This window comes from Aureimonas sp. AU12 (assembly GCF_001463705.1).
Taxonomy (GTDB): Bacteria; Pseudomonadota; Alphaproteobacteria; order Rhizobiales; family Rhizobiaceae; genus Aureimonas.
The window spans coordinates 50,250-76,066 of record NZ_BBWH01000011.1 but is presented as its reverse complement, the minus strand read 5'-3'; the positions used below and the strand labels follow the sequence as shown (position 1 = coordinate 76,066).

Below are 25,817 nucleotides of genomic sequence, written 5' to 3'. Positions count from 1 at the left end.
TCCGCCCATCCCCGTCGATCGTCACCTCCTCGTGCAGGGCGTAGCCGAGGCCCTGCACGACGCCGCCCTGGATCTGGCCATGAACGGCGCTCGGATTGAGCGCTCGGCCGACATCCTGCACGACGGTGTAATCGAGGATCTCGACATGGCCGGTGTCGGGATCGACCGCCACCTCGCAGTCGTGGACGGCGAAAATGGGGATATCGATCGCATCGATGAAATGCCCGGTGCAGCAGCCCACCATGGCCGGCATGCCGGTTCTGGTGAAGGCGCCCGTTCCGCCGATGGGGCCAAGGTCGGCCTGCGCTCGCGCGGCGACCTCGGCGATCGCGAAACCGTAGCCGTTGGCGCCGGCAACCTCGATCCGGCCATTCTCCATCACGAGGTCGTCCGGCGACGCATCGAGCAGGGTCGCCGCCACGGCGAGCAGCTTGGTGCGGACCTCGGTGGCGGCGGCCAGGCTCGCCGCGCCGAGCGACACGGTCGTGCGACCGCCGCCAACGCCGACATCATAGCCGGCCGCATCCGTATCGGCGGCGCGCACGACGACGCGATCGGGCGCGAGGCCGAGCGTGTTCGCGACGATCTGCGGAAGCGCCTGCATCATCGAGCCCGAGCCGATCTCGACGCCCGAGGTGACGAGCGTCGCGCTGCCATCGACATTGAGATTGACGGTGGCAGCCGAGGGGCCGACGAAGACGAACCAAGTTCCGACCGTCGTGGCGCGGCCGACGAGACGCCCGTCCGCGCGGGGCGTCGCGGCAGGGCGTGCCGCCGTGATCTCGCCCATGCGATCGAGCATCGGCAGCAGCACGTCGCCGTCGAACACCTGACCGGTGGCGCCGAGATCGCCGTGGCCGAGCACGTTGCGGCGACGGAACTCGAGCGGCTCCATGCCGATCGCTGCGGCGATCTCGTCGGTGTGACGCTCCAGCGCGAACGTGTTGTAGACGCCGTTGCAGGCGCGGAAGGCGCCGTTGGGCGCGGTGTTGGTGTAGACGGCTTGCGTCTTGAGGCGCACCGAGCCCAGCCGGTAGTTTCCGCCGAGCGTATGGGCGGTCATCGTCGTCAGGAACACCTGCTCGCCGCCATAGGCGCCGCAGTCCATCAGCACGAAGCCCTCGCGACCGACGATCTCGCCACCTTGAGTGACGGCCGAGCGGATGCGGATCTCCGCGTTCTCGCGGAAGAGGCAGGTCAGCATCTCCTCCTCGCGCGAATTGACGAGCCGCACCGCGCGACCGCTGGCGCGCGCCAGAAGCGCGACGAAGGGTTCGAGCGCGCAGTCGAACTTCAGCCCGAAGGCCCCGCCGACGGGCGGCACGGTGACGCGCACGTCGGAGGTGGGAACGCCGAGCAGGGCGGCGGTGGCGCTGCGCACGGTCCAGGGAACCTGCGTCGACGTCTCGATGTGGAACCGTCCGTCCTCGTAGGAGGCGACCACTGCGCGCGGCTCGAAGGAGACGTGGTTCTGCCGGCCGACCTCGAAGCGGCTGTCGACGATCGTCACGTCCGGCCTTGCGAAGGCGGCGTCCGGGTCGCCGCGCAGCACGGCGGCCTCCCACGCGACGTTCTCCGTCTGCCCGCCGCCCTCGACGAGGATCTCGTAGTCGCGCCAGCCGGGATGAACGAGCGCCGCATCCGGGCGAAGCGCATCCGTCATCGTCAGCACGGGCGCCAGCGGTTCGATGTCGACCTCGATCGCGGCGGCCGCCGCCAGCGCCTGTTCAAGCGTATCGGCGGCGACGGCGGCCAGGGGCTCGCCGTGGTAGCGCACGAGGTCGCGCGCGAAGAGCGGGTGATCGGCGACGCCGATGCCGTGCCGGCCGGGCGCGTCCGCTCCGGTGATCACGGCCCGCACGCCCGGCATTCGCGCCGCATGGGTCGTGTCGATGCCGAGGATGCGGCCGCAGGCGATGTCGGCGCGCCGGACGGCGGCGTGGAGCATTCCGGCGCTGGCGCGGTCGATCGTGTAGCGGGTGCGCCCCTGCAACTTGTCGCCGGCATCGCGGCGGCGAAAGTTCATCACGGCGTTCTGCGGGTTCGGCATGGGGCGACCTATCGCGCGACGGCGGCGGAGCTGAGCGAGAGCGCCGCGTCGACGATGCGCTCATAGCCGGTGCAGCGGCAGAGATTTCCCGAGAGGGCCGCGCGGATGTCGTCGCGGCTGGGGGCGGGATGACGGCTCAGGACGCTCGTCAACGTCATCAGCATGCCGGGGAAGCACATGCCGCACTGGACGGCATCGTGATCGACCATCGCCGTCTGGAGGTCCGAGAGCATGCCGCCGCTCGACAGGTCCTCGACGGTGCGAATCGCCCGTCCCCTGGTGAGGCCGCAGGGCAGGAGGCACGACATGACGGGCTCGTCGTCGAGCAGAACCGTGCAGGCACCGCAGAAGCCCTCACGGCAGACCGGCTTGGCGCCCGTCAGATGAAACTCGTCGCGAAGGACATCGATGAGCGGCGTCATGGCGTCGCTCCGGCTGACACGGTCCTCACCGTTGACGAGCAGGCGAAGTGTCATGGGCTTTGGCTCCACATCGTCATCCAATGCTCCGGGGGCCGAGCGCGAGGACGGCGCGGCGCACGAGGGCGGGCAGAACGCTGGTGCGATACCAGCCCGGCGCCTCCACCCCGTCGCGACCGGTGAAGTCCGCCATGCAGAACTTCGTTGAGTCGAAGGCGCGCTGCGCGTCGAGCGGCCGGCCGGCGAGGTGGCCCTCCAGACCCGGCCAGCGCCGGGCGGTCGCCTCCACCGATCCGACCGCGACGCGGATCGCCCCGACATGCCCGCGCCCGTCCAGTTCGACGTGGCAACTGACGATCGCCACCGGATAGTCGCCGGCCTTGCGGAGTGGCAGCCGCACATGGGCGGACCGGCCCGCGGATCGGGGCACCAGGACCCGGGCGACGATGCGGCCGGGCGGGAGTGCCGATCGCAACTCCAGGAACCGCTCGATCGCGATCCTGTCGCGGCCGCGCCCGTCGATCAGCTCGACCTCCGCCTGCAGGCAGATCAGCGCCGGCACGAGATCGGCTGCAGCGAAGTTTGCGCTACAGAGGTTGCCACCGATCGTGGCGACGTTCCTCACGGCCGGGTTGGCGGAGTGGCTCGCCGCCTGCGCAAGTGCCGCAAGGTCGGGCAGGCCCGCCAGCGCCATCGCCAGAGCGGAATGGGTGACGCAGGCCCCGATCGAGACGCCGTCGGATGCGATCTCGATGCGGGTCATCTCCCCGATTCCCGACAGGGCGACATAGGCGCGCCGCGGCGCCTCGTGCCGCAGCGGCGCCCGCATGATCCACGTGCCGCCGGCAAGTGGGGCCGCGTCGGCGCCGCCGTCGCCGAGGGCCGCCAGGGCGTCGGCCAGGGTCGGCGCGACGTAGAGGCCGCTGGCCGTGCTCATCCCGCAGCCTGCCATTTCGACGCCGAGCGCTTCTGGAACATCTCGCGGAACTGCTCGGTCGATTTCGGCAGGAGTTCGCCCGTGCCCCAGTCGAGAAGCACCGCGTGGCGCCGGATCACGTCCATCGTATCGAGTTCGCCGGCCCGGTAGGCCGCGGCGATGCTTTCGGGATCCGCCACCGCCCAGCCCGGCCGCTCGGCCCGGATGCGGGCTCGCGCGCTCTTCGTGGCCTCGACGTCGATGGCGAACTCGCAAAGCTCGGCGTCGATCGTGGTCACGACGACGCCGTAGTCCCGCTCGGCCCGCGCCACGGACACATAGTCGTCCTTGACGTCTTCGAGGACGAGCGCCGGGTCCCGCTCCAGCGGATCGCCGAACCCGCCGCCGCCCGCCGTCGGCCGCGAGAACACGTCGCCTTCGCCGATCGAGACGTCTGAGAACATGGAACCCAGGCGCTCTTCGGCCTCCACTCCGGCGCGGTGCAGCGTCAGGCCGTGCGGCATGGACGGCAGGCCGCCTTCGATGCCCCAGACGATGGCGCGCTCGCGGTCGCAAATGTAGGAGATGACGCTGTTCTCGGCTTTCAGCATCATCGAGGTCTTGCGCAGCCCGACGCCGCCGCGCCAGCGGCCGGGACCGGCGGAATCCGTCAGGATCTGGCATTCGGTCGTCAGGATCGGGTTCGCGCGCTCCTGCCCCTCGACCGGCTGCGACATCAGGCCGGTGCCGAAGCAGGCGGTGGTGACGTTGCTGCCGTCCTTGCCGTTGCGCCCGCCCCAGCCGCCGGGCAGCCAGTCGTAGAACATGTAGATCGGCTTCTCCGGGGTGCGGGCGTCCTGCCCGCCGGTCAGCAGGTATTCGAGGTTGAAGGCACAGGCGATGGCGCGTTCGGGGATGAGTTTCGACCAGATCTCGTAGATCGCATTCATGATCTTCTCGAAGGGCATCAGGAAGCCTGTGACGGCGACGGGCCATTTCGCATCGACGATCGAGCCCTCTGGCGCGATGATCTCGAACACCCGATAGAAGCCGCTGTTCAGCGGCAGGTCGGGGAAGAAGGTCTTCATGCCCGCCGCGACGGCCGAGAAGGTGGCGCCGAAGGCCGAGTTGTAGATCGAGCCGATCGTCGGATGGCTGCCGGTGAAATCGTAGATCGCGCGGTCGCCCTTGATCGTCAGCTTGACCTTGATCGGGATCAACCCTTCGCCGCCCGCAGGGTCGCGGTCGATGAAGTCCTGCGTCTCCCATTCGCCGTCGGGCAGGGCGGCGAGGCGCTGGCGCATGGCGCGCTCGACATAATCCTGAACCGACGACAGGCCGGTGGAGACCGTGTCGCGACCGTATTTGCCGACGAGCCGCAGGATCTCGCGCTCGCAGACCTGCGTGGCCTGCGCCTGCGCATGGATGTCGCCGATGATCGAGGCGGGGTCGCGGGTGTTGGAGGCGATGAGATGCGCCACGTCCTTGCAGAAGCGGCCCTTGTCGAACAGGCGCACCGGGGTGATCCGCAGGCCCTCGCGAAACATGTCGCGCGCCGAGACGTCGAACGAGCCGGGCACGCTGCCGCCGACGTCGGACCAGTGCCCGTTCGACTGGCTGAAGGCGATGATCTTGCCGTCTGCGAAGATCGGCCGGATGAGCCGCACGTCGGAGAAATGCGTGCCGCCGGCATAGGGGTCGTTGATGGCGTAGACGTCGCCCTCGTGCATGTCGCCCTCGAAGGCGCGCATCACGTCCTTGCAGGTGAAGTGCAGCGTGCCGACGTGGACCGCGATGTCCTGGTTGCCCTGCGCGGCGCAGTTGCCCTCGGCGTCGTGCAGCGCGCTCGAGAAGTCGCGATTGTAGATAACGAAGGAGTAGCAGGTCCGCAGGATCTGCTCGCCCATCTGGTCGACGCTGGTGATGAAGGAGTTCTTCAGGACTTCGAAGGTGACGGGATCGAGGGTGGTGCTCATGTCTCTCAGCCCTTCACGCGAATGAGGATGTTCAGGTACTTGTCGATCTCGGCGAGCGAACCGGGCGGCACGACCACGGTTGAATCCACCTGCTCGACGATCGCGGGGCCGGGGAACGAGAACCCGCAGGGCAGGGTGGTGCGCTCGTAGACGGGCGTGTCGACGGGCGCCTCGCCGTCGAACCAGACCGGCCTGCGGCTGGCCGGTTCGGGCGTCTCGCCGGTCGGCTCGTGAACGAGGAGGTCGGCCTTCGGCACGACGCCGATCGCCTTCAGATTGATGCGGAATAAGCTGACCGGGGCATCGTCGCGGCGGAAATTGTATTCGCGCTCGTGCTCGCGGTGGAATTCGGCGACGAGCGAGGCGATGTCGCCGATCGGGCTGGGCGCGCCGACGGCCATCGAGCGCCATTGTCCCTGATACATCATGTCGATCGAACGCTGCAGGACGATGTCCTCGGGCGCGACGCCCTCGTGCAGGAGACGTTCCAGGGCCTCCTTCTCGATGCGGGCGAACTGCGCCTCGATCGCCGCAGGGTCGGCGCCGGCGGCCGTCATCATGCAGCTTTCGGAGAAGTCGTGCTGCATGTCGACGAGGAGGCAGCCGAGCGCGGAGGTGACACCGGGATTGGGCGGGACGATCACCACGGGAATGGCGAGTTCGCGGGCGATGGCGACGCCGTGAAGCGCGCCGGCCCCGCCAAAGGCGACGAGCGCGAAATCGCGCGGATCGTAGCCGCGACTGATCGAGATCAGGCGCACCGCATCCGACATGTTGGCATTGGCGACGCGCAGGATCGCATCCGCCGCCGCATGAAGTTCCAGTCCGAAGGGCTCGGCGACGCCCTCCTCGACGGCGGCGCTGGCGAGCGCGGGATCCAGCAGGACCTGACCGCCGGCAAGGCGCGTGCCCAGCCGCCCGAGCGTGACGTTGGCATCGGTGTTGGTGGGCTGTCGGTTGCCCTTGCCGTAGCAGGCCGGGCCGGGGTTCGAGCCCGCCGACTGCGGCCCGTTGCGCAGACTTCCCGCTTCGTCCGTCCAGGCCAGCGAGCCGCCGCCGGCACCGATCGTCAGCACCTCGATCGAGGAGAAGCGAATGGGATAACCGAACTCGATGTACCAGTCCTTCGTCACCCGCGACTGCCCGTCATAGGCCAGCGACACGTCGGTGGAGGTGCCGCCCATGTCGAGGCCGATCGAGTTGCGGAAGCCGCAGAGCGAGGCGATGTGGCGGCTGGCGATGGCGCCGGCGGCGATGCCGGACCCGGCGAGCCGGGCAGCGAAATCCTTGACGCTCGCCGGCGTCATGACGCCGCCGCCGGTGTGCAAGAGCAGGAGATCGCGCGTGTAGCCCTCGTCGGCCAGGCGTTCGCCGAGGCGCCGCGTGTAGTCGACGACGACGGGGCTGAGGGCGGCGTTCGCGACCGTGGTCGAGAAGCGCTCGTGTTCGAAGATCTCGGGCAGCACCGCCGAGGAGATGGAGACGGGAACACCGGGCATCTCGGCCTCGAGAATGGCCTTCATCGCCCGCTCGTTCTCGCCGTTGAGATAGGAGTTCATGAAGCAGACCGCGACCGCCTCGACCCCGCGTCGCCTGAGGATCCGCGCGACGTTTCGCGCGGCGGCCTCGTTGAGCGGCGTCAGCACGGTTCCCGCGGAATCGATGCGTTCGGGCACGGTCATCCGGTCGCGGCGCGGGATGTAGGGCCTCACCACATCCTTGTAGGTGTCCCAGAGGTCTTCCTTGTTGGCCCGCCGGATCTCGATAACGTCGCGAAACCCGTCGGTGCAGACCATGGCGGTGCGCGGCAGGCGGCGGGTGATCAAGGCGTTCGTCGCCACCGTGGTGCCGTGCGAGAAGAGCGCGACCTTCGAAAGGTCGATCGCCGCGGTGCCGACTCCCGCCATGATCCCCTCGATGGGATCGGGGGTCGAGGAGGTCTTCTCGATGCGGATGCGGCCGGTCTCCTCGTCGAGGATGCAGATGTCGGTGAAGGTGCCGCCGACGTCCACGGCCACGCGTAGGGTCTGCATGAGGATCGTCTCCTGTTCGGGTGTCGGGGCGTGCGAGGGCTCCGCCCCGGGCCATGAAAGGCTGAGGGACGACGAGCGGCTCGGCGCGTGGGATTGGGGGCGGGCGGGAGCCCGCTAGGCGGCTTTCGGGCGCGGCCGGGCGCGGGGAGCGGCGCTGGCCGGCTCGCGGGCTTCGCTCGGCGTCTTCCCGAACTGGGCGCGATAGTGCCGGCTGAACTGCGCCTGATCGGCGAAGCCCCAGCGGTAGGCGATCTCCGAGATCGACTTGCGGCAAGAGGGATCGCGCAGCATCTCGTCGCACATCAGGATGCGCTGGCGGCGGATGAAGCTGCAGACCGTCGTGCCTTCGGTCTCGAACAACTGGTGCAGATAACGGGTCGAGACCCCGCAATCCTCGGCGACGAGTTGCGGCGACAAGGCCGTATCGTGGAGACGCGACCGGATGAAGCGTTCGGCCCGTTGCAAATGGGCGGCGCGGACCGAGGGCGACTGGCCGCCGAGCACGCGCTCGTCGGCTTCCACCGCCAGCGCCAGCAGATCGACGAGATGCTTGCCCGTGAGGTCTCGCGCCGTCTCGTTCATCTCGTCGAGCCGAGGTGCGGCCAACTGGATCATGTCGACGAACAGCGCCCCGACGCCGCGTGTCGCGTCGAACTGGAGCGTTGCGAGCCGTTCCGGCCGCCCAACCCGGGCGCGCAGAACCTTGCTGGGCACCTTGAGAACCCAGAGAATGCTCGTCTCGCGATGGCTGAACTCATAGGGCAGGTGGCTTCGCTCGACGAGGAACGCGCCCGGCCGGCAGATGACGGTCTTGCCATCCTGGTTGAAGCTGATTTCGGAGGTCTGGGGAATGGTGATGAGGAAGCTCTCGTCCCATTCGTTGAGAAGATGCCGTTCGCGGCGCCGATAGACCATGCTGTCCGAGGCGTTGCGCGACAACGACACCGGGCCGAGCGACCAGGCATCGAGTTCGGCGGAGAAGTCCGCGGCGTTGGTGAAGCTGAGATCGAGGGGAAAGTAGGTGCGATCGATTGCGTCGCGCCAATAGGCCTTGCGATCGGTGACGGCTGCGTCGGACGTGGCGTAGCGGGCCCTCATGGCGATACCGTTCCTTTCCATCCGTCGGGCGATCCATGAGACGCGGGGGGTGAGGCAGGCTGCGAACGGGCCGCTGCTCGGCGCCGTCCGTTCGATGAGTAGACGGCCTTTCCGCCGCGAGTTCTTGACGCTAAGCGCAGTCATCCTTGTCTGATGGCGAACAGTCGCATCAAATTTGCCGATGGAATAGGCGGAAATCGAAAGTGCTCGCACATGCACCATCGATGCCGCGCTGCGATCGCTAAAGCAATGGCATCGCCACCGGGCGCATCGGCGCGCCCGTCGCGCCGCGCAGCTTGATGCAGGCACCGAAGAAGGCGAACTCGTAGAGCCGGTCCGCCGCCAGCTCTTCGAGCTGCACCATCTCGATGATCGGGACCCCCGCCTCCGCCAAGAGGTAGGTGTGAACGGGAAAGAAGTTCAGCTCGTGGACCGAGGGCGTCTGTTCGAGCGTCAGGTTGTCGGCGCCGATCATAATGGCGCCGTGCTTGGCGAGGTACTCGGCACCCTCCCGGTTCAGGCCGGGCGTGTTGCGCGTGAAGGCCATGTCCGGCCATTTCAGCATCTGGCCGGTGCGGATCAGCACGACGTCGCCGAGCTTCAATTCGGTGCCCTGGTGCTTCAGGCAGGCTTCGATGTCGGCGCGCCCGATCCCATGACTGGGGCCGAGCGTCTCGACGCCATGCAGGGCGGCGATGTCGAGGAGGACGCCGCGGGCGAAGATCGGCGGATGTTTCTCGGGGCCGCATTTGGTCCACGCCCGGCTGCCCAGATGATCGCGGGCGGTGAAGCCGTTGAAGATCTCGCCGTTGTAGCCGAAGTGGTTGAACGTATCGATATGCGTGCCGCAATGCGTGTACATCGAGATGCTGTCGCCGGAGTAGCCGACGAGTTCGTTGGCCTCCGCAGAGACGCCCATCGTGTTGGCGACGATCTCGCCCTGCGGGGTGTGGGTCATCCAGATCTGGTAGGGCTGGTCGCCGGCGCCGAACCAGCCGGGCATTCCCACGAAGTGATCGACGGACAGGTCGAAGATCTTCGAGGCGTCGGTGCGCCCGATGATCGCCGAGCGCGATTGCGCGTCGATGAGATGCAGCATGCCGATCTCGTCGTCCCGGCCGTAGGGGCTCGCCGTGACCTGATGGAATTCGGCGTTGTAGGCGATGATCCGGTTCTTCGTTGCCTCGTCGACATAGCAGGCCATGCACATGGGAGCGCTCCTCTGCGGGAAGAGGGCGAGGGCCGGGGCGGCCGTCGCCGGTTTGGGATCACAGGGCCGCGCCGCGAAGGATCGGCTCGATCGACAGGGCGGCGGACAGGAGATCGTCGTCCGCCCCGCCCATGCCCGAAAGCAGGAAGCCGATGGGCATGCCGTCCGCATCGACGCCGCAGGGGATCGACACGCCGCATCCGTCGAGGAAATTGCCGATCAGCGTGTTGCGCAGCGTCAGCGCGTTCGTGCGAACGAAGAGGTCGTCGTCGGCAAGCAGCGGCGCCAGCGGCGGGGCCGTGCGAGCCACGGTCGGGAACGCCGTCAGGCGGCCGGCGAGCTGGGTTCGCACCGCCTCGATCAGCCGGGCGCGGGCGGTGCGGATCGCGAGGTAGCGATCGAGCGTCACGGCCTCGCCGAGCCGGACTCGGGCGACGACACGCGGATCCATCGACCGGTGATCGTTGCCTTGGAGGCGATGACGATGAAGCTGGAAGGCCTCGGCGGTGACGAGCGCGCCCTGGCTTGCGGCCAGCGCGAAGATCTCCGCGAAGGCGGGGATCGCCATGCGCCGGATCGTCATGCCAGCGCCTTCGAGCCGCGACAGGGAGGCTTCGAACGCCCGGAGGACGCCGGGCTGGCAATCGTCGAGCACCACCGTCTCGGGCACCACGATCTCGCGCCCTTCGAGCGTGCCGCGCCGGATGCGCGGCGCCGTCAGCCCCTGCAGCGCCGCATCCACCCACACGGCATCCTGCACCGTGTGGACGAGCGGTCCGAGCGAATCGAGGCTCGCGGAGAGCGGGAAGACGCCCGCCATCGGATAGCGGCCGGCCGTCGCCTTGTAGCCGACGATCCCGTTGAAGGCGGCGGGGATCCGGACCGAACCGCCCGTGTCCGTTCCGATCGCCACCGCCACGAGGCCGACGGCGACCGCGACGCCCGCGCCGGACGAGGAGCCGCCGGGAATCCGCGGGGTCTCACGTCCGTTCGGGTTGATCGGCGTGCCATAGTGAGGGTTCAGTCCGAGACCGGAAAAGGCGAACTCGCTCATGTTCGTCTGGCCGAGGCAGACCATGCCGGCCGCCTGCAACCGCTCGACCACGACCGCGTCCCGCTCCGCCGGCGGCGCTCCGGCGAGAACCGTCGATCCGGCGGTGGTCGTCATGCCCTTGAGGTCGAAGAGATCCTTCCAGGCGACCGGAACGCCGTCGAGCAGGCCGAGCGAGCGACCTTCGCGAAGGCGTTTGGCAGACGCCTCCGCTTCGGTCCTGGCGCGCGCTTTCGTCATGCGGATGAAGATCGACGGGTCGCCGTGAACCTCGATCGCCGCCAGCGTCCGCTCAAGCCCCTCGACGGGATCGAGGGTGCCGGCCTGCATCAGGCTGGAGACCTGGGCGACGTTCTTCGGCTGCGGCATGGCGGTTACGCTCGTTCGGCTGGGTGGTTTGCACGCGGGCGGGAGCGCGATGCTTCTATCCGCTGTTCTGGCGCTTGGGACTGTTCATCCTCGCGGATCGTACGGCGCCGATAAGATCACGAGACGGCAGACTGGCACGAGGATAAGGCGGCCGCAAGCAGAGTTCGTCCTGCTGCCCTGTTCGACCGAGTGTGGGTGATCCCTCCACTATGCAACCGGTGGTGATGTTGCGCCACATCTCCCAAGTCTCGTGGTTTATCGCCAATGTTGGAGCCGCATGCGCGAACATCACTCGAATGTTGCTTTCTGAAAGACGAAATGCTGAAATTATTTGCATGTCCATGATTTTTGCAGAAACCGCGTTGACTCCCGATCCCCACCTCGTAATCTGTCCACAGAAGACAGTTGGGCCACCCGAACCGGCAAGCGCTGCTCGCAGCCGAGAGGGACCCAAGTCGACATGAGACCGGTGCGGCATGAGTACGTTGCGATGGGTTCCGACCGGGCTGTTCACGGATCAGGTCGGACTCGCCAATCAGGTCCGCAACCTTCTTCTGGAGGCTGTCACCGCGGGGCATCTGAGACCCGGTGATCGCATCAACGAAGCCGAGCTCGCCCGTCGGCTCGGCATCAGCCGGAACCCGATCCGCGAGGCGGTCTCGGGTCTGGCGCAAAAGGGATTTCTGGTCGCGATACCGCGGCGGGGGCACTTCCTTCGCTCCTTCACGCGGCAGGATCTGGACGACATCTTCTCGTTCCGGATCTGCGTCGAGACCTTTGCCATCCGTCAGGCGATGGAGCGGATGGGGCAGGGCGGCATCGATCTGATCCAGGCCATCTACGATCGCATGGTCGTGGCGGCGGAAGCGGTCGACCTGACGCGGCTCCATCAGGCCGACATCGATTTCCACCGGGCGGTCTGCGAGCTGTCGGGCAACCGTCAGACGGCGCGGGCGCATCAGGGGCTCGAGACCGAGCTTCGCATGCTGATCGCCTATGTCGATCTGGAACAGGAGAGCCCGATGCAGTCGGCGCTCGTCCATCGCCCGATCGTCGAAGCCGTCGCGGCCGGTGATACAGCCCGGGCCGTCTCGGCGATGGAAGTTCATATCCGGTCGACGTGGAGCAACATCCTTGCGATCTACGACGAAGGTCCAGTCAAACCCACGAAGAAGGGTCGATAACCCTCTTCATCCGCCATCGAGGGATCGCCATGAAGTTCTCGGCCAATCGGATGTACGTGGAATCCTACGAGAAGTGCCAGAACTGCGGCATTCTTCTCTACGAGTCGGCGGCCGACAAGCAGGACCGGCAGGCGATCGACGGGCGCATCTACTGTTCGGCGTGGTGCGTCGACTGGGCGGCCGAGCGCATGGCGAGACGCCTAGCCCCCGGCTGATCGCCGCCCCTCGGGGCGCCCGGCCCTTCCGCTTCCGGCCTGCCGCAACGGCCGGCTCATCGACATGTCGCAGGCGCCCCGTCGGGGCGCGCGACCCCGTGCGCCCCGTGTCCGGCCGCCAGCCGGCCGATCCCAACCCCGTCCGCGATGATCGCGGCAACCCGTCCCGGCGAAGGAGATCAGCTTGAAGAGCCCATTGTTTGCAACGCTGCTGTGCACCGTATTTGCGTCGGCCCCGCTTCAGCGGGCCGTGGCGGCCGACGAGATCACCGTCGGCATGGCCGTGGCGTTCTCCGGCTGGATGGAGGCCTATGACGGCGACGCCACGAAGATGGCCCAGCTCTGGGTCGAGGAGACGAATGCCAAGGGCGGACTTCTCGGCAAGCAGATCAAGGTGGTGAGCGCCGACACCAAGACCGACCGCGTCGAAGGCGCCAAGGCGGGCAAGGAAATGCTCGATCAGGGTGCGGAGATCCTTCTCGTCTCCGCCGATTACGACTACGGCGCACCCGCCGCGCTGCAAGCCCAGAAGGCCGGCGTCATGTCGGTCTTCCTCGGTGCCTCCGATCCGAAGGCCGGCATCCTCGGCGTCGGCCCGCTCTCCTTCACCGCCAACAACGCCGCCCAGCTCGAAGGCGCCGTCATGGCCGAGTGGGGCTACGAGAAGAAGAGCGTGCGCAAGGGCTACATGCTCATCGACGAGACGATCGAGTACAACAAGTCGATCTGCGCCGGCTATGAATGGATGATGCCGCTCAAGGGCGGCGAGGTCGTCGGGCAGGATACGTTCAAGGGCCTCGACCCGACGATCTCCTCGCAGATCACCCGCCTCTCCGATGCGATCCGCACGAGCGGCGTCGACCACGTGATGCTCTGCTCTACCAATCCGGGCGCCGCCAGCTCCGTGCGCCAGCTGCGAGCCGCCGGCGTCACCGTGCCGATCTTCAGCGGAACGGCGATGGACGGCACCTACTGGGTCAACTCGGTTCCGGGGCTGAAGGACTTCTACCTTCCCGTCCAGGCGCTCGTGAAGGACGACACGCGGCCCGAGGTCAACGCCCTGACGGAGGCCTACACCAAGAAGTTCGGCGCACCGCCGACGACGCAATACGCCTATCCCATCTACTCCTTCCTGCAGCTCTGGGCGGAGGCGGTGACGAAAGCCGGCTCGACCGACTCCAAGGAGGTCGTCGCCCTGATCAACGAGATGAAGGACGCGCCGACGGTGATCGGGCCGCGCACCTTCTCGCCGAAGCTGCACATCCAGACGCAGAACCCGATGATCGTCGTCTCCTACGAGGGCGACAAGGAGACGCCGGTCGAGACCTGGACGATCAGCCAGACGATCCCCGACCCCGTGCTCTACCGCCTGAAGAAGTAGTTCGACCGTCCGCTCCCGGCCGAACGCCGGCCGGGAGCTTCACGACCACAAGGGGAAGACGGCCGATGAACCGTGCCATGCCCGCCTATGTCGAGCCGCCCGCCGTCGGCGCCGACCGCAGCCTGACCAACGCCGCCGTTCTCGCCGTGCAGAACCTGTCGGTCCGTTTCAACGGCCTCGCGGCCATCTCCGACGTCAGTCTCGTGCTGGCCCGCCAAGAGGTCTTCGGCCTGATCGGGCCGAATGGTGCCGGCAAGACGACGCTGGTGAACTGCCTGACCGGCTTCCAGGCGCCGACCGAGGGCCGCATCCTCCTCGGCGAAGCCGACACCACGGGCTGGCCCGCCGCGCGGTTTCGCAGTCACGGCGTCGCCCGCACGTTCCAGGCGGGGCGCCTGTTCAAGGACATGAGCGTCGCCGAGAATGTCGAGGTCACCGCCACCGGGCTCGGGCTGTCGCTGCGCAGCGCCCGGCTTCATGCGATGGCGCTGCTCGACTGGATCGGCCTCGCCGACAAGGCCGGCCTGAAGGCCGGGGCGCTCGCCTATACCGACCAGCGCCGGCTCGGCATCGCCCGGTCGCTCGTTCTCTCGCCGGCCTTCATCCTGCTCGACGAGCCGGCCGCCGGCATGTCGGACGACGAGTGCGAGGAACTGATGGCGCTCGTCTCGTCCATTCCCGCCACCTTCTCCTCCGGCGTCCTTCTCATCGAGCACAACATGCGCGTGGTCATGGGCATCAGCGACCGCATCCACGTTCTCGACGGCGGCAAGACGCTGGCCGAGGGAACGCCCGCGGATATCCAGAAGCACGAGGCGGTGATGGCCGCCTATCTCGGCATGGAGGCGTGATGCGCCCGCTTCTCGAAGTCGACGACATCCATGTGCGCTACGGCGATCTCGTCGCGCTTCGCGGCGTGTCGCTGCATGTCGACGAGGGCGAAGTCGTCTGCATCATCGGGCCGAACGGCGCGGGTAAGTCGACGACGCTGGCGGCCGTGGCCGGCGGCGTCGCTCCCTTCCGCGGCGAGATCCGCCTCGCCGGTGAGCCGCTGACGGGGCGCCGGCCGGAGGCGATCGCCCGGCTGGGCCTGTCGCTCGTCCCGGAAGGCCGCCACATCTTCGGAACGCTGACGGTGGACGAGAACCTGAAGCTCGGCGGTCATGTCCAGAGCGACAAGCGCCGCGCCGCCGACGACAAGGAGCGGCTCCTCGATCTCTTCCCAAGGCTTCGCGAGCGCCTGAGCTTTCCCGCCGGCCGCCTGTCGGGCGGCGAGCAGCAGATGCTGGCGGTGGCCCGCGCGGTGATGACCCGGCCGAAGCTCCTCCTCGTGGACGAACCCTCGCTCGGTCTCGCGCCGCGCATCGTCGATCAGATCTACGAGATCCTGCTCGATCTCAGGCGCCGCGAGAACCTGACGCTCCTCATCAACGAGCAGAGTTCCAACCGCATCCTCAAGCACGCCGATCGTATCCACGTGCTGCGCGGCGGCCGCATCCAGCTCGAGGGGCGTGCCGACGCCCTGAGGGACGGGGAGGCCATCCGCAACGCCTATTTCGGCTTCTCGCACGGTTCCGCGCCCGCTCCGGTCCAGGAGACCCACGCATGATCTCCTTCATCCAGAACCTCATCGACGCCATCAGCCTCGGCAGCATCTATGCGCTGACGGCGCTCGGCATCGGCCTCCTCTTCGGCATCCTGCGGCTGATCAACTTCGCGCATGGCGACTTCATCACCATCGGCGCCTATGCGCTGATCGTGCCCTCCGCCGACGTCACGGCCAAGCTCCTCATCGGCGGGCTGCCGCTGGTGGTGATGGTGCCGCTGATCTGCCTCGTGGTCGTGGTCGCGGCGCTGATGTCGGATGTCCTGGTGTTCCGGCCGTTGCGGCGCTCGACCTCGCCGACGCTGATGATCGCTTCCTTCGCGGTCAGCTACATCATCCAGAACGGCGTGCTGATGGCCTACGGATCGCGCCCCAAGGCCGTCGATCTCTGGAGCGGCGCCAACACGCAGATCCTCATCGGCGACCTGCGCGTGCCGATGCTGCAACTCATCGTCCTCGGGGTCACGCTGGTCCTGATGACGGGGTTGACGCTGTTTCTGAAGAAGACCCCCTACGGCATCCAGATGCGGGCGGCGGCCGAGGACTTCCGCATGGCGCAGTATCTCGGCGTGCGCGGCAATGTCGTGATCGGCATGGCCTTCGCCATCAGCGGCATTCTCGCCGCCGCCGTCTCGCTCCTCTACACCACGCAGTCCGGCTCGCTTTCGCACACGATGGGCCTGCCGCTGGCGCTCTTCGCCTTCGTGGCCGTGGTGGTCGGCGGCATGGGCAGCCTCGTCGGGGCGGTGGTCGGCGGCTTCGTCATCGGCATCATCGTGACGATGCTGCAGGCCTACCTGCCGCCGGATCTGCGCGCCTTCCGCGACGCCTTCGCCTTCGCTTTCGTCATCCTCGTCCTGCTCGTGCGACCCGCCGGCCTGGTGCCTGCCCGCACCACGTTCGAACGCGTCTGATCGGAGACCCGCACCCATGCGCGACCTCGTTTCCCGCCACCAGACGCCCGCGATCCTCGTCGCCGCCGTCGTCGCTCTCGTCCTTCTCGGGGTCCTCACCGGCAACGAGACGATCGAGGTGACGCTGACCGAGATGTTCATCCGCCTCATCGTGGTGGTTGGCCTCTCCGTCTTTATCGGCAATTCCGGGATCATCTCGTTCGGCCATGTCGGCTTCATGTGCATCGGCGCCTACGCCGCGGCCTGGGCGACCGCCGAGCCGAGCTTCAAGCAGATCATGCTCTCGGGCCTTCCGGTCCTCCTGCAGGAGAACCAGTATCCGTTCGCGCTCGCCATGGTCGGCGCGGTGGTGCTGCCGGCGTTCGTCGCCTTTCTTCTCGGTCTGGCGCTCATGCGCCTGTCTGGCACGGCCGCCTCGATCGCCACCTTCGCGGTGCTGATGATCGTCAACAGCGTCTACTCCAACTGGGATTCGGTGACGGCGGGCGTCTCCTCGATCATCGGCATCCCCACCGTCGTCGGTCCCTGGACGGCCGCGCTCTTCGCCTGCGCGGCGGTCGTGGTGGCCCATCTCTTCCAGGTCTCGCGCTTCGGGCTGATGCTGCGCGCATCGCGCGACGACGAGGTGGCGTCCCGCGCCTCCGCTGTCGACGTGAAGCGGGTGCGCCTTCTCTCCTTCGTCCTCAGTGCCGCGATCGCGGGGGCGGGCGGTGGGCTCTATGCCCAGTTCCTCGGCATCCTGACGGTCGACCCCTTCTATCTCGGCCTGTCCTTCATCACGCTGGCGATGCTCGTCGTCGGCGGCATGTCCACCCTGTCGGGCGCGGTGATGGGCGTCGTCGCCGTCACCGCCATCACCGAGGTCCTGCGGCTTTTCGAGCGCGGCTCGCTCGGCGTGTCCCTGCCGTCCGGCAGCCAGGAAATCGGGCTCGGCATCGTCATGGCGCTCATCCTCGTCTTCCGCCCCGATGGCCTGTCGGGCGGCCGCGAGGTCCGGTTCGGCCGGCGTTCGCGCAAGGCCGTGGCGACCCCGGCGGCGCCGGCCGGGCCGCTCGGCGCCAAGTCGCAGGCCGCATGAGGATCCCGCGATGACCATGGCCGACGACATCTCCCGCTACGAGGCCGGCGCCGCCTATGTCGACGGGCTCTACATGCCGCTGGCCGAGGCCGCCATCCCGATCACCGACTGGGGTTATCGGCGCTCGGACGTGACCTACGACGTCGTCGGCGTGCGCGACGGCGCCTTCTTCCGCCTCGACGACCACATCGCGCGGTTTCGCGCCTCGATGACCGCCTTCCGCATGGCGCCCGCCGAGAGCGACGACGACATCAAGGCCATCCTCCACCGCTGCGTCGCGCTGTCGGGATTGCGGGACGCCTATGTCGCGATGGACTGTCTGCGGGGGCGACCCGTCGCGGGCCAGCCCTACCATCCGGCCTTCGCGCGCAACTACATCGCCGCCTTCGCCATGCCCTGGATCAGCCTGCTCAAGCCGGACGTGATGGAGCGCGGCGCGCATCTGGCGATCGTCGAGACGCGCCGCATCGGTGCGCAGGCGGTCGATCCCCGCGCTAAGAACTTCCATTGGGCCGACCTCACGCGGGGCCAGTTCGAGGCGCTGGAGCGGCAGGCCGACTTCTGCATCCTTCTCGGCGACGACGGCAACGTCACCGAGGGACCGGGCTTCAACGTCTTCGCCGTTCGCGACGGGCGCATCGCCACGCCCGATCACGGCGTTCTCGAAGGGATCACGCGTCGTTCGGTGATCGAGCTTGCAGCCGAACTCGGCCTTGAGCTCGAGATCCGCCCGATTGGCGCCGAGGAGTTCCGCGACGCCGACGAGATCTTCCTCTCGACCACGGCCGGCGGCGTCATGCCGGCGACGCGGATCGACGGTCGCATCATGGCCAACGACCGGCCTGGCCCGGTCTCGCGCCGGATCCTCGAGACGTTCTGGGCCCGTCGCGCCGCCGGCTGGCACGCGACACCCGTCGACTACGCCGCCGCGCGAGTGCCGGCGGTCGCCTGACCCAGCACCCTGTCTGACAGCCCCATCGGGAGAGCCACGCATGAGCACCAGGATCGGCGTCGATATCGGCGGCACCTTCACCGACTTCGTCTCCTACGACGAGGCGGGTCGTGCGCTCCGGGCGTGGAAGAACCTCTCGACGCCGGACGATCCGATCCAGGGCATCATGACGGGCCTGCGCGCCTTCGGAGACATCGACGAGATCTCGGCCGTGCGCCTCGGCACCACGGTCGCGACCAACGCATTGCTCGAAGGCAAGGGCGCCCGCGTCGCCTACGTGACCACGCAAGGGTTTCGCGACATTCCCTTCATCGGCCGCGGCAACCGCAAGCACCATTACGATCTCGGATGGGTCAAGCCCAAGCCCTTCGTCAAGCGACGTGATGCCTATGAGGTGTGCGAGCGCGTCGGCGCCTCCGGCGAGGTCGTCACGCCGCTCGACGAGGACGAGGTCGCCCGGCTGGCAAATGCCCTGAAGGAGGAGGGCGTCGTCGAGGCCGTCGCGGTGGTGCTGCTCCATTCCTACCTGACGCCGGTCCACGAGCGGCGGATCAAGGCGATCTTCGCGGAGCGGCTGCCGGGCGTGCCCGTGTCGATTTCCTACGACGTGCTGCCGAAATGGAAGGAGCATTTCCGCTCCTCCACCACCATCTGCGACGCCTTCATCAAGCCGGTCGTGGCGCGCCAGCTCGGCTCGATGCGCCGCCAGCTCGACGCCAACGGGGTGCGGGCCCCCGTCGTCGTCATGCGCTCGAACGGCGGCGAGATGAGCTTGGCCGCCGCGGTCGAGGCGCCGATCCAGATCGCGGTGTCGGGGCCGACCGGCGGCGTCATCGCCGCCAAGAAGACGGCCGAACTCCTCGGCCTCGCCAATCTCGTCACGCTCGACATGGGCGGCACATCGACCGACGTCTCCACCGTCGTCGAGGGCCGCGAGAAGTTCACCACCGACTTCGAGATCGAATGGGGTCGTCCGGTCCAGATCCCGATGATCGACATCCGCACGATCGGGGCGGGCGGCGGATCGATCGCGCGCATCGATGCCGGCGGCATGCTGGTGGTCGGTCCCGAAAGCGCCGGCGCCCATCCCGGCCCGGCCTGCTACGGCAAGGGCGGCCTGCTGCCGACGGTAACCGACGCCAACGTCGTGCTCGGCCGCATCAGCGCCGGCAATTTCCTCGGCGGCACGATGGCGCTCGACGTGGAGGCCGCGAGGCGGGCGATCGCGCCGGTCGCCGGAACGCTGGGTTCGAGCATCGAGGCAACGGCCTATGCCATCCTGCGGATCGCCAACAACAACATGGTCGGCGCCCTGCACACGGTGCTGACCGAGCAGGGGCTCGACCCCCGCGATTTCACGCTCGTCACCTTCGGCGGCGCCGGGCCGCTTCACGTCAGCGATCTCATGGAAGAGGCCTCCATCCCCAAGGGTCTGGTGCCGAACTTCCCCGGTCAGTTCTCGGCCTTCGGCTTCACGATGGCCGATGCCCGCGTCGATCGCTACCGGACCGTGCAGCTCAACTCGCGCCGCTTCGACGCGGTGCGGGCGGCCGCGTCGATGGCCGCACTCGTGGAGGAGTGCCGCACCGAGCTCGCCGCGCAGGGGCATCACGACGCCACCATCTCGCGCAGCGTCGAGATGCGGTATCTCGGGCAGAACTACGAGCTCGAAATTCCCGTCGAGGCCGAAGCCTTCACGCCGGACGAGATCGCCGCGATCCTCGATACGTTCCACGACACGCACGAGGCGCGGTTCGGCTTCCGGCTCGCCGATCCCATGGAAATCGTCAACTTCCTCGTCACCGGGACCGCGCAGACCGGGACGCTGGAGTTTCCCCGTGTCGGCACGAGCCAAGGCGAACTCACCGAGCGCTCGCGCCGCAACGTCTGGTTCGCGGATGGCTGGCACGAGACGCCGGTCTACGACCGCGCGGACCTGCGCGAAGGGCACGCCCTGCAAGGCCCGTCGCTCGTCGAGGAAAACGCCTCCGTCACCGTGCTCGCGCCGGGGATGACGCTCGCCGTCGACGGCTACGGCAACCTCCTCATCTCCGCTTGAAAGGCGCACCCATGGACATGGTCTCGCTCAACATCGTCGGCGGCATTCTCGTCTCGATCTGCCGGGACATGGGGGTGACGCTGATGCGGACCTCCTATTCCACCATCTTCTCCGAGTCGCTCGACTTCACCTGCGGATTGGCACTGCCAACGGGCGAACTCATCGCCACCGGCGACTTCTGTCCCTCGATGATCGGCGGCATGCCGCTGCTTCTGGCCTCCTGCGTGCAGGAAATGCCGCTCGCCGAACTCGAGGACGGCGACGTCATCGTCCACAACGACCCCTATCGCGGCGGCCTGCACACGCCCGAGCACACGTTCATCAAGCCGGTCTTCCTCGATGGCTCGCTCATCGGTTTCTCGGTCGCCATCGGCCATGTCTGCGAAATCGGCGGCATGTCGCCGGCGGGCTTTGCCGGCGAGGCGACGGAGGTGTTCCACGAGGGCCTGCGCGTGCCGCCGGTCAAGATCATCCGGGCGGGCAAGGACGTCGATGACGTCTGGCGCCTGATGCTCGCGAACGTGCGCACGCCCCGCTACAATTACGGTGACTTCCGCGCCCTCATCGCCTCGATCGATCTCGGTGAGCGGCGCATGAAGGCGCTCGCCGCCAAATACGGTCCCGAGGTCTTCCACGAGCACGTCACCGCGCTGATGGATTATTCGGAGCGGCGCATGCGGGCCGAGATCGAGAAGATCCCCGACGGTCGCTACCGCTTCGAGGACGTCATGGAAGACGACGGCATCGAGGACAAGGCCTACACGATCCGCGCCGAGGTCACGGTGAAGGGCGGGGATGTCGTGGTCGACTATCACGGCTCCGACGCTCAGGCGAAGGGGCCGATCAACGCCACGCTCGGCGTCGCCCATGGTGCGGCCTACAACGCCATCCTGCACCTGACGGATTCCTCGATCCCGAAGAACTCCGGCTGCTTCCGCCCGATCAAGGTGCTGGCCGAGCCGGGCTCGGTGGTGAACGTCAACTTTCCCGGCCCCTCCGTCGGCGGCAACACCGAGAGCCATTGCCGCATCGCCAACATCGTGATGGGCGCCCTGGCGCCGGCCGTGAAGGCGCGCTCGGCCGCCACCGACGGGGCGTCGCACTCCAACTTCCTGTTCGGCGGCACCGACCGGCAGACCGGTGAGTTCTTCTGCTGCTACGACCTGACGCCGGTCGGCTGGGGCGGGCGTTCCTTCGCCGACGGCAACGACGCGGTCGGCGGCATCAACGGCAACTGCCCGCACGTGCCGGTCGAGGTCTTCGAGTACCGCTTTCCCTGGCATATCGAGGAGTTCAAGCTGGTCGAAGGCTCCGGCGGCCCCGGCACGTTCCGCGGCGGACTGGCGCTGTCGAAGACGCTGCGCTGCACCGATACCGAGATGACCTTCAGCTACATGAGCGACCGCCAGAAGGTGGCGCCGTGGGGCATCCACGGTGGCTCCGAGGGCGCCAAGGCGGAACTGCTGATCCAGCGCGCCGGGTCCGAGGACTGGCTGACGGCGACGCAGGCCTTCAACAAGGTCTCGCCGTCGAAATTCGCCAACGTACCGGTGCGACCCGGCGACCGCGTGCGGATCACGTCGCCGGCCGGCGGCGGCTGGGGCCCGGCCACCGAGCGCGATCCCGAGCGGCTGGCGCAGGACCTTCTCGACGGCTTCGTGACGCCCGAACAGGCCCGGACAGACTACGCGCCTGCGGGCTGACGCGGCGGTTCTTCGTCGGCGCGCCGCCGCGCCGACCCTCTTTTTCATCTTCGACCCTTGCGAGGCTCCATTCCGATGACCGTCCTGCCCAATTCCCTTGCCGCGCGCGACGTCGCCTATGTCGTTCATCCCTACACGAACCTGCGCAAGCACGAGCGCAACGGCCCGATCGTCATCGACCGGGGCGAGGGGATCTTCGTCTACGACGACGAGGGCAACGAATACATCGAGGCGATGGCGGGGCTCTGGAGCGTCGGCGTCGGCTTCGGGGAACCACGCCTCGTCGAGGCGGCGCGCAAGCAGATGAGCCGGCTGCCCTACTACCATACGTTCTCGCACAAGACGAACGAGCCGTCGGTGCTGCTGGCCGAGAAACTGGTGACGATGTCGCCCGAGGGGCTCGACCACGTCTTCTTCACCAACTCCGGCTCCGAGGCGAACGACACCGTCGTCAAGGTCGTCTGGTACTACAACAACGCGATCGGCCGGCCCGAAAAGAAGAAGTTCATCGCTCGCGAAGGCGGCTATCATGGCATCACGGTCGCATCCGGCAGCCTGACCGGCCTGCAGGTGAACCAGAAGGGCTTCGACCTCCCGCTGGACTTCGTGCGGCATGTCTCGCGACCGCACCACTACCGGGGCGCCCACCCCGGCGAGAGCGAGGAGGCCTTCGCCGAGCGTCTGGCGGCCGAGCTCGAGGCGACGATCCTTGCCGAGGGGCCGGAGACGGTGGCCGCCTTCATCGGTGAGCCGGTGATGGGGGCCGGCGGCGTCATCATCCCGCCCGCCACCTACTGGGCGCGGGTGCAGGAAGTGTGCCGGCGCCACGACGTCCTCGTGGTGGCCGACGAGGTCATCAACGGCTTCGGGCGCCTCGGCTCGATGTTCGCCTGCGAGATGTTCGACATCCGTCCCGACATTCTCGTGACCTCCAAGCAGATCACCTCGTCCTACCTGCCGCTTGCCGCCGTCCTGATCAGCGACGCGATCTATCAGGGCGTCGCCGATCAGACGGAGCGGCTCGGCAATTTCGGCCACGGCTACACCGCCAGCGGCCATCCCGTATCGACCGCCGTGGCGCTGGAAAACCTCGCGATCATCGAGGAGCGCGATCTCGTCGGCAACGCAGCCGTGGTCGGCGCGCATCTCCAGGCCAAGCTCAAGCCCTTCGCCGACCATCCGCTGGTCGGGGAGATCCGCGGGATCGGGCTCATCGCGGCGGTCGAACTGGTGGCGGACAAGGCGACGAAGGCGCGCTTCGACCCGGTCGGAAAGGTCGGGATGCGCTTCTTCGAAAAGGCCCACGACTATGGCCTGATCGTGCGCGGCATCGGCGACAGCATCGCGTTCTGCCCGCCGCTGATCATCACCGAGGCGCAGGTCGACGAGATGGTGTCGCGCTTCGCGGCGACGCTGGAGGAAATCCACGCCTGGGTCGAGGCCGGCATGCCGGACTGACCGCCCCGATCCGCAAGACGCAAGCCGCCGTCGCGGCTGCAAAACTCCATGGGTTCGAGGACAAGAAGAGACGATGGCATACCAGGTCTGCATCGATATCGGCGGCACGTTCACCGACTGTCTCGTGTCCGATGACACCGGCCGGATCTCGATCTTCAAGTCCCCGACGACGCCGGGCGCATTCGAGAAGGGGTTCATCGACGTCCTGCATGTCGCAGCTGCCGGCTACGGCCTGGCGCCACGCGAGTTTCTCAGGGCGATCGACCTCATCGTCCACGGGTCGACCGTTTCCACGAACGCGCTCGTCGAGCGCAAGACGGTGAAGGTGGGTCTGATCCTGACGGAAGGCCACCAGGACGTGCTCGTGCTGCGCGAGGGGCCGCGCAAGGGCGCCTTCCAATGGAGGCTCGACTATCCCGAACCCTACGTGCCCCGCCATCTGACCCGCACGGTCGGCGGCCGAATCGACGCGCGGGGCCGGGAGGTCCGTCCGCTCAGCCTGGCGGACGTGGAGACGGCGGCAGACGCGTTCCGCGCCAGCCGCGTCGAGGCGATCGCGGTCGGTCTCCTCTGGTCGGTGGTGAACCCCGACCACGAACTCGCGGTGCGCGAGAGCCTTCGGCGTGCGCTGTCCGACATCCCGATCACGCTGAGCCACGAGATCAATCCGATGCCGCGCGAGTACAAGCGCATCATCGCCGCCGCCATCGACGCGTCGATCAATCCGATCGTGCGCACCTATATCGAAAAGCTCGAACGGGCCCTCCTGGAGGCCGAGTTCGGCGGCGAGCTGCTGCTGGCCAACTGCGTCGGCGGCATGATGCCGGTGGCGGAGATGATCCGCAAACCGATCTACAGCGTCATGTCCGGCCCGACGCTGGCGCCGATGGCCGCGCTGGCGCTGAGCGACGAGGCGGACATCATCGTCGGCGACATGGGCGGCACGACGTTCGACGTCTCGGCGCTGCGCGACCACCAGATCATCGTGACGCCGGACTCGATGATCCACGACGACTCGCTCGGCATCCCCAAGGTCGACGTGCGCTCGGTCGGCGCGGGCGGCGGCTCGATCGCCTCGGTGGACGACGGCGGCCTCCTGCATGTCGGACCGCGCAGCGCCGGCGCCCGTCCGGGGCCGGCCTGCTACGGCAAGGGCGGCACGGAGCCGACCGTGACCGACGCCAACGTCGTGCTCGGCATCGTTGATCCCGACTACTTCCTCGGCGGCAAGATGCGGCTCGATCGCGAGCGGGCGGAGGCGGCGGTGGCCAAGGTCGCCGATCGCCTGTCCATCACGGTCGAGGAGGCCGCGCACGCCATCTATGCCACGAGCAACCACAACATGGTCGCCGCGATCGAGGAGATCACGGTGCGCGAGGGGATCAACCCGCGCGACAGCTTCTTCGTCTGCGGCGGCGGCGCGACGGCCATCCACATCGCCGACATGGCCGATATCCTCCAGCTCAAGCGCTACATGATCCCGCGCTTCATGGCCGGCCTCAGCGCCTTCGGCGGCCTGATCTCCGACATTCGCAAAGAGGGGACGGCGGTGCTCCTGACCTCCAGCGTCGGCTTCGACGCGGCGGCGGTCAACCAGGCGCTGGCCAAGCTGAAGGTCGAGGGGGACGCCTTCCTGGCAGCGGCGGGCGTCGTGCCCGGCAACCGGCGCTTCGAGTTCTCCTTCCTCGGCCGCTACGAATACCAGTCCTTCGAGATCGAGGTCGGCCTCGACATCGCCGACGGCACCGTCGATGCGGATCGGTTAGTCGAGTACGTCGAGGCCTTTCACCGGATGCACGAGCGCATCTACTCGATCCGGGCCGAGCGCGACGTCGTCGAGTTCACCGCCTGGAAGCTGCGTGCGATCGGCAAGCGCGACGGGCAGGACATCTGGCGCAGCCATCTCCTGCCCGATCAGGTCGGCGATCCCACCCCGAAGACGATCCGTCAGGTCTACAGCCGCGAGGCGGGGCTGCGCGAGGCGACGCCGGTCTACGACCTCGACGGTCTGGGCGCGGGCGCGCGCCTGACCGGTCCGTGCATCGTCGATGCCGAGACCTTCACCGCCTTCCTCAAGCCCGGCCATGACGGGACGCTGGACCGCTACGGCAACCTCGTCGTTCACGTCCGCTGATCGCTCGAAAG

20 protein-coding genes are annotated in these 25,817 nt (G+C 67.8%); 12 read left to right on the top strand and 8 right to left on the bottom strand.

What is annotated here, in order from left to right:
* The 8 genes from AUL33_RS05415 to AUL33_RS05380 form a co-directional block, all read right to left on the bottom strand.
* A partial coding sequence (locus AUL33_RS05415) for a xanthine dehydrogenase family protein molybdopterin-binding subunit (RefSeq protein WP_062204790.1) occupies window positions 1-2,050 on the bottom strand: 2,050 nt, incomplete at its 3' end.
* Window positions 2,051-2,058: 8 nt separating this feature from the next.
* Entirely contained in the window at window positions 2,059-2,526 is a 468-nt protein-coding gene (locus AUL33_RS05410) for a (2Fe-2S)-binding protein (RefSeq protein WP_062204787.1), read from the bottom strand.
* Between the two features lie 19 nt (window positions 2,527-2,545).
* Window positions 2,546-3,406, bottom strand: coding sequence for a xanthine dehydrogenase family protein subunit M (locus AUL33_RS05405; RefSeq protein WP_062204786.1), 861 nt, complete (start codon window positions 3,404-3,406; stop codon window positions 2,546-2,548).
* Window positions 3,403-5,361, bottom strand: a complete 1,959-nt coding sequence (locus tag AUL33_RS05400) for a hydantoinase B/oxoprolinase family protein (RefSeq protein ID WP_062204785.1) — start codon at window positions 5,359-5,361, stop codon at window positions 3,403-3,405. Before AUL33_RS05400 ends, AUL33_RS05405 begins: the two co-directional genes overlap by 4 nt.
* A 5-nt stretch (window positions 5,362-5,366) precedes the next feature.
* Window positions 5,367-7,394, bottom strand: coding sequence for a hydantoinase/oxoprolinase family protein (locus tag AUL33_RS05395; RefSeq protein ID WP_062204782.1), 2,028 nt, complete (start codon window positions 7,392-7,394; stop codon window positions 5,367-5,369).
* Window positions 7,395-7,508: 114 nt separating this feature from the next.
* Window positions 7,509-8,492, bottom strand: coding sequence for a helix-turn-helix domain-containing protein (locus AUL33_RS05390; RefSeq protein WP_062204779.1), 984 nt, complete (start codon window positions 8,490-8,492; stop codon window positions 7,509-7,511).
* Window positions 8,493-8,733: 241 nt separating this feature from the next.
* Window positions 8,734-9,702, bottom strand: a complete 969-nt coding sequence (locus tag AUL33_RS05385; protein WP_062204776.1) for a cyclase family protein — start codon at window positions 9,700-9,702, stop codon at window positions 8,734-8,736.
* 58 nt (window positions 9,703-9,760) lie between these two features.
* Complete coding sequence (locus AUL33_RS05380) at window positions 9,761-11,122, bottom strand: amidase (protein WP_062204773.1); 1,362 nt, start codon at window positions 11,120-11,122, stop codon at window positions 9,761-9,763.
* Window positions 11,123-11,598: 476 nt separating this feature from the next.
* Between AUL33_RS05380 and AUL33_RS05375 the strand changes: the two genes are divergently transcribed.
* From AUL33_RS05375 to AUL33_RS05320, 12 genes are all read left to right on the top strand, one after another.
* On the top strand, window positions 11,599-12,306 hold the full coding sequence (locus AUL33_RS05375; protein ID WP_082652329.1) for a GntR family transcriptional regulator: 708 nt from the start codon (window positions 11,599-11,601) through the stop codon (window positions 12,304-12,306).
* Between the two features lie 29 nt (window positions 12,307-12,335).
* Entirely contained in the window at window positions 12,336-12,521 is a 186-nt protein-coding gene (locus tag AUL33_RS05370) for a hypothetical protein (protein WP_062204767.1), read from the top strand.
* Between the two features lie 184 nt (window positions 12,522-12,705).
* Window positions 12,706-13,902 (top strand): ABC transporter substrate-binding protein, encoded by a 1,197-nt coding sequence (locus AUL33_RS05365; protein ID WP_244491997.1) that lies wholly within the window; start codon window positions 12,706-12,708, stop codon window positions 13,900-13,902.
* A gap of 65 nt (window positions 13,903-13,967) precedes the next feature.
* Window positions 13,968-14,753, top strand: coding sequence for an ABC transporter ATP-binding protein (locus tag AUL33_RS05360; protein WP_280137797.1), 786 nt, complete (start codon window positions 13,968-13,970; stop codon window positions 14,751-14,753).
* Window positions 14,753-15,511 carry an ABC transporter ATP-binding protein gene (locus AUL33_RS05355; RefSeq protein WP_062204762.1) on the top strand — a complete coding sequence of 253 codons (759 nt, stop codon included), beginning with the start codon at window positions 14,753-14,755 and terminating at the stop codon, window positions 15,509-15,511. Before AUL33_RS05360 ends, AUL33_RS05355 begins: the two co-directional genes overlap by 1 nt.
* Window positions 15,508-16,422, top strand: coding sequence for a branched-chain amino acid ABC transporter permease (locus AUL33_RS05350; RefSeq protein WP_062204759.1), 915 nt, complete (start codon window positions 15,508-15,510; stop codon window positions 16,420-16,422). The genes AUL33_RS05355 and AUL33_RS05350 overlap by 4 nt, the downstream gene beginning before the upstream one ends.
* A gap of 16 nt (window positions 16,423-16,438) precedes the next feature.
* A complete protein-coding gene (locus AUL33_RS05345; protein WP_062204756.1) occupies window positions 16,439-17,500 on the top strand; it encodes a branched-chain amino acid ABC transporter permease in 1,062 nt (353 codons plus the stop codon).
* Window positions 17,501-17,510: 10 nt separating this feature from the next.
* Window positions 17,511-18,452 (top strand): aminotransferase class IV, encoded by a 942-nt coding sequence (locus AUL33_RS05340; RefSeq protein WP_156419291.1) that lies wholly within the window; start codon window positions 17,511-17,513, stop codon window positions 18,450-18,452.
* 40 nt (window positions 18,453-18,492) lie between these two features.
* Window positions 18,493-20,511, top strand: a complete 2,019-nt coding sequence (locus AUL33_RS05335) for a hydantoinase/oxoprolinase family protein (protein ID WP_062204753.1) — start codon at window positions 18,493-18,495, stop codon at window positions 20,509-20,511.
* A gap of 11 nt (window positions 20,512-20,522) precedes the next feature.
* A complete protein-coding gene (locus AUL33_RS05330) occupies window positions 20,523-22,214 on the top strand; it encodes a hydantoinase B/oxoprolinase family protein (protein WP_062204750.1) in 1,692 nt (563 codons plus the stop codon).
* A 75-nt stretch (window positions 22,215-22,289) separates the two neighbouring features.
* Window positions 22,290-23,672 (top strand): aspartate aminotransferase family protein, encoded by a 1,383-nt coding sequence (locus AUL33_RS05325; RefSeq protein ID WP_062204747.1) that lies wholly within the window; start codon window positions 22,290-22,292, stop codon window positions 23,670-23,672.
* A gap of 73 nt (window positions 23,673-23,745) precedes the next feature.
* On the top strand, window positions 23,746-25,806 hold the full coding sequence (locus AUL33_RS05320; RefSeq protein ID WP_062204744.1) for a hydantoinase/oxoprolinase family protein: 2,061 nt from the start codon (window positions 23,746-23,748) through the stop codon (window positions 25,804-25,806).
* Window positions 25,807-25,817 lie beyond the last annotated feature (11 nt).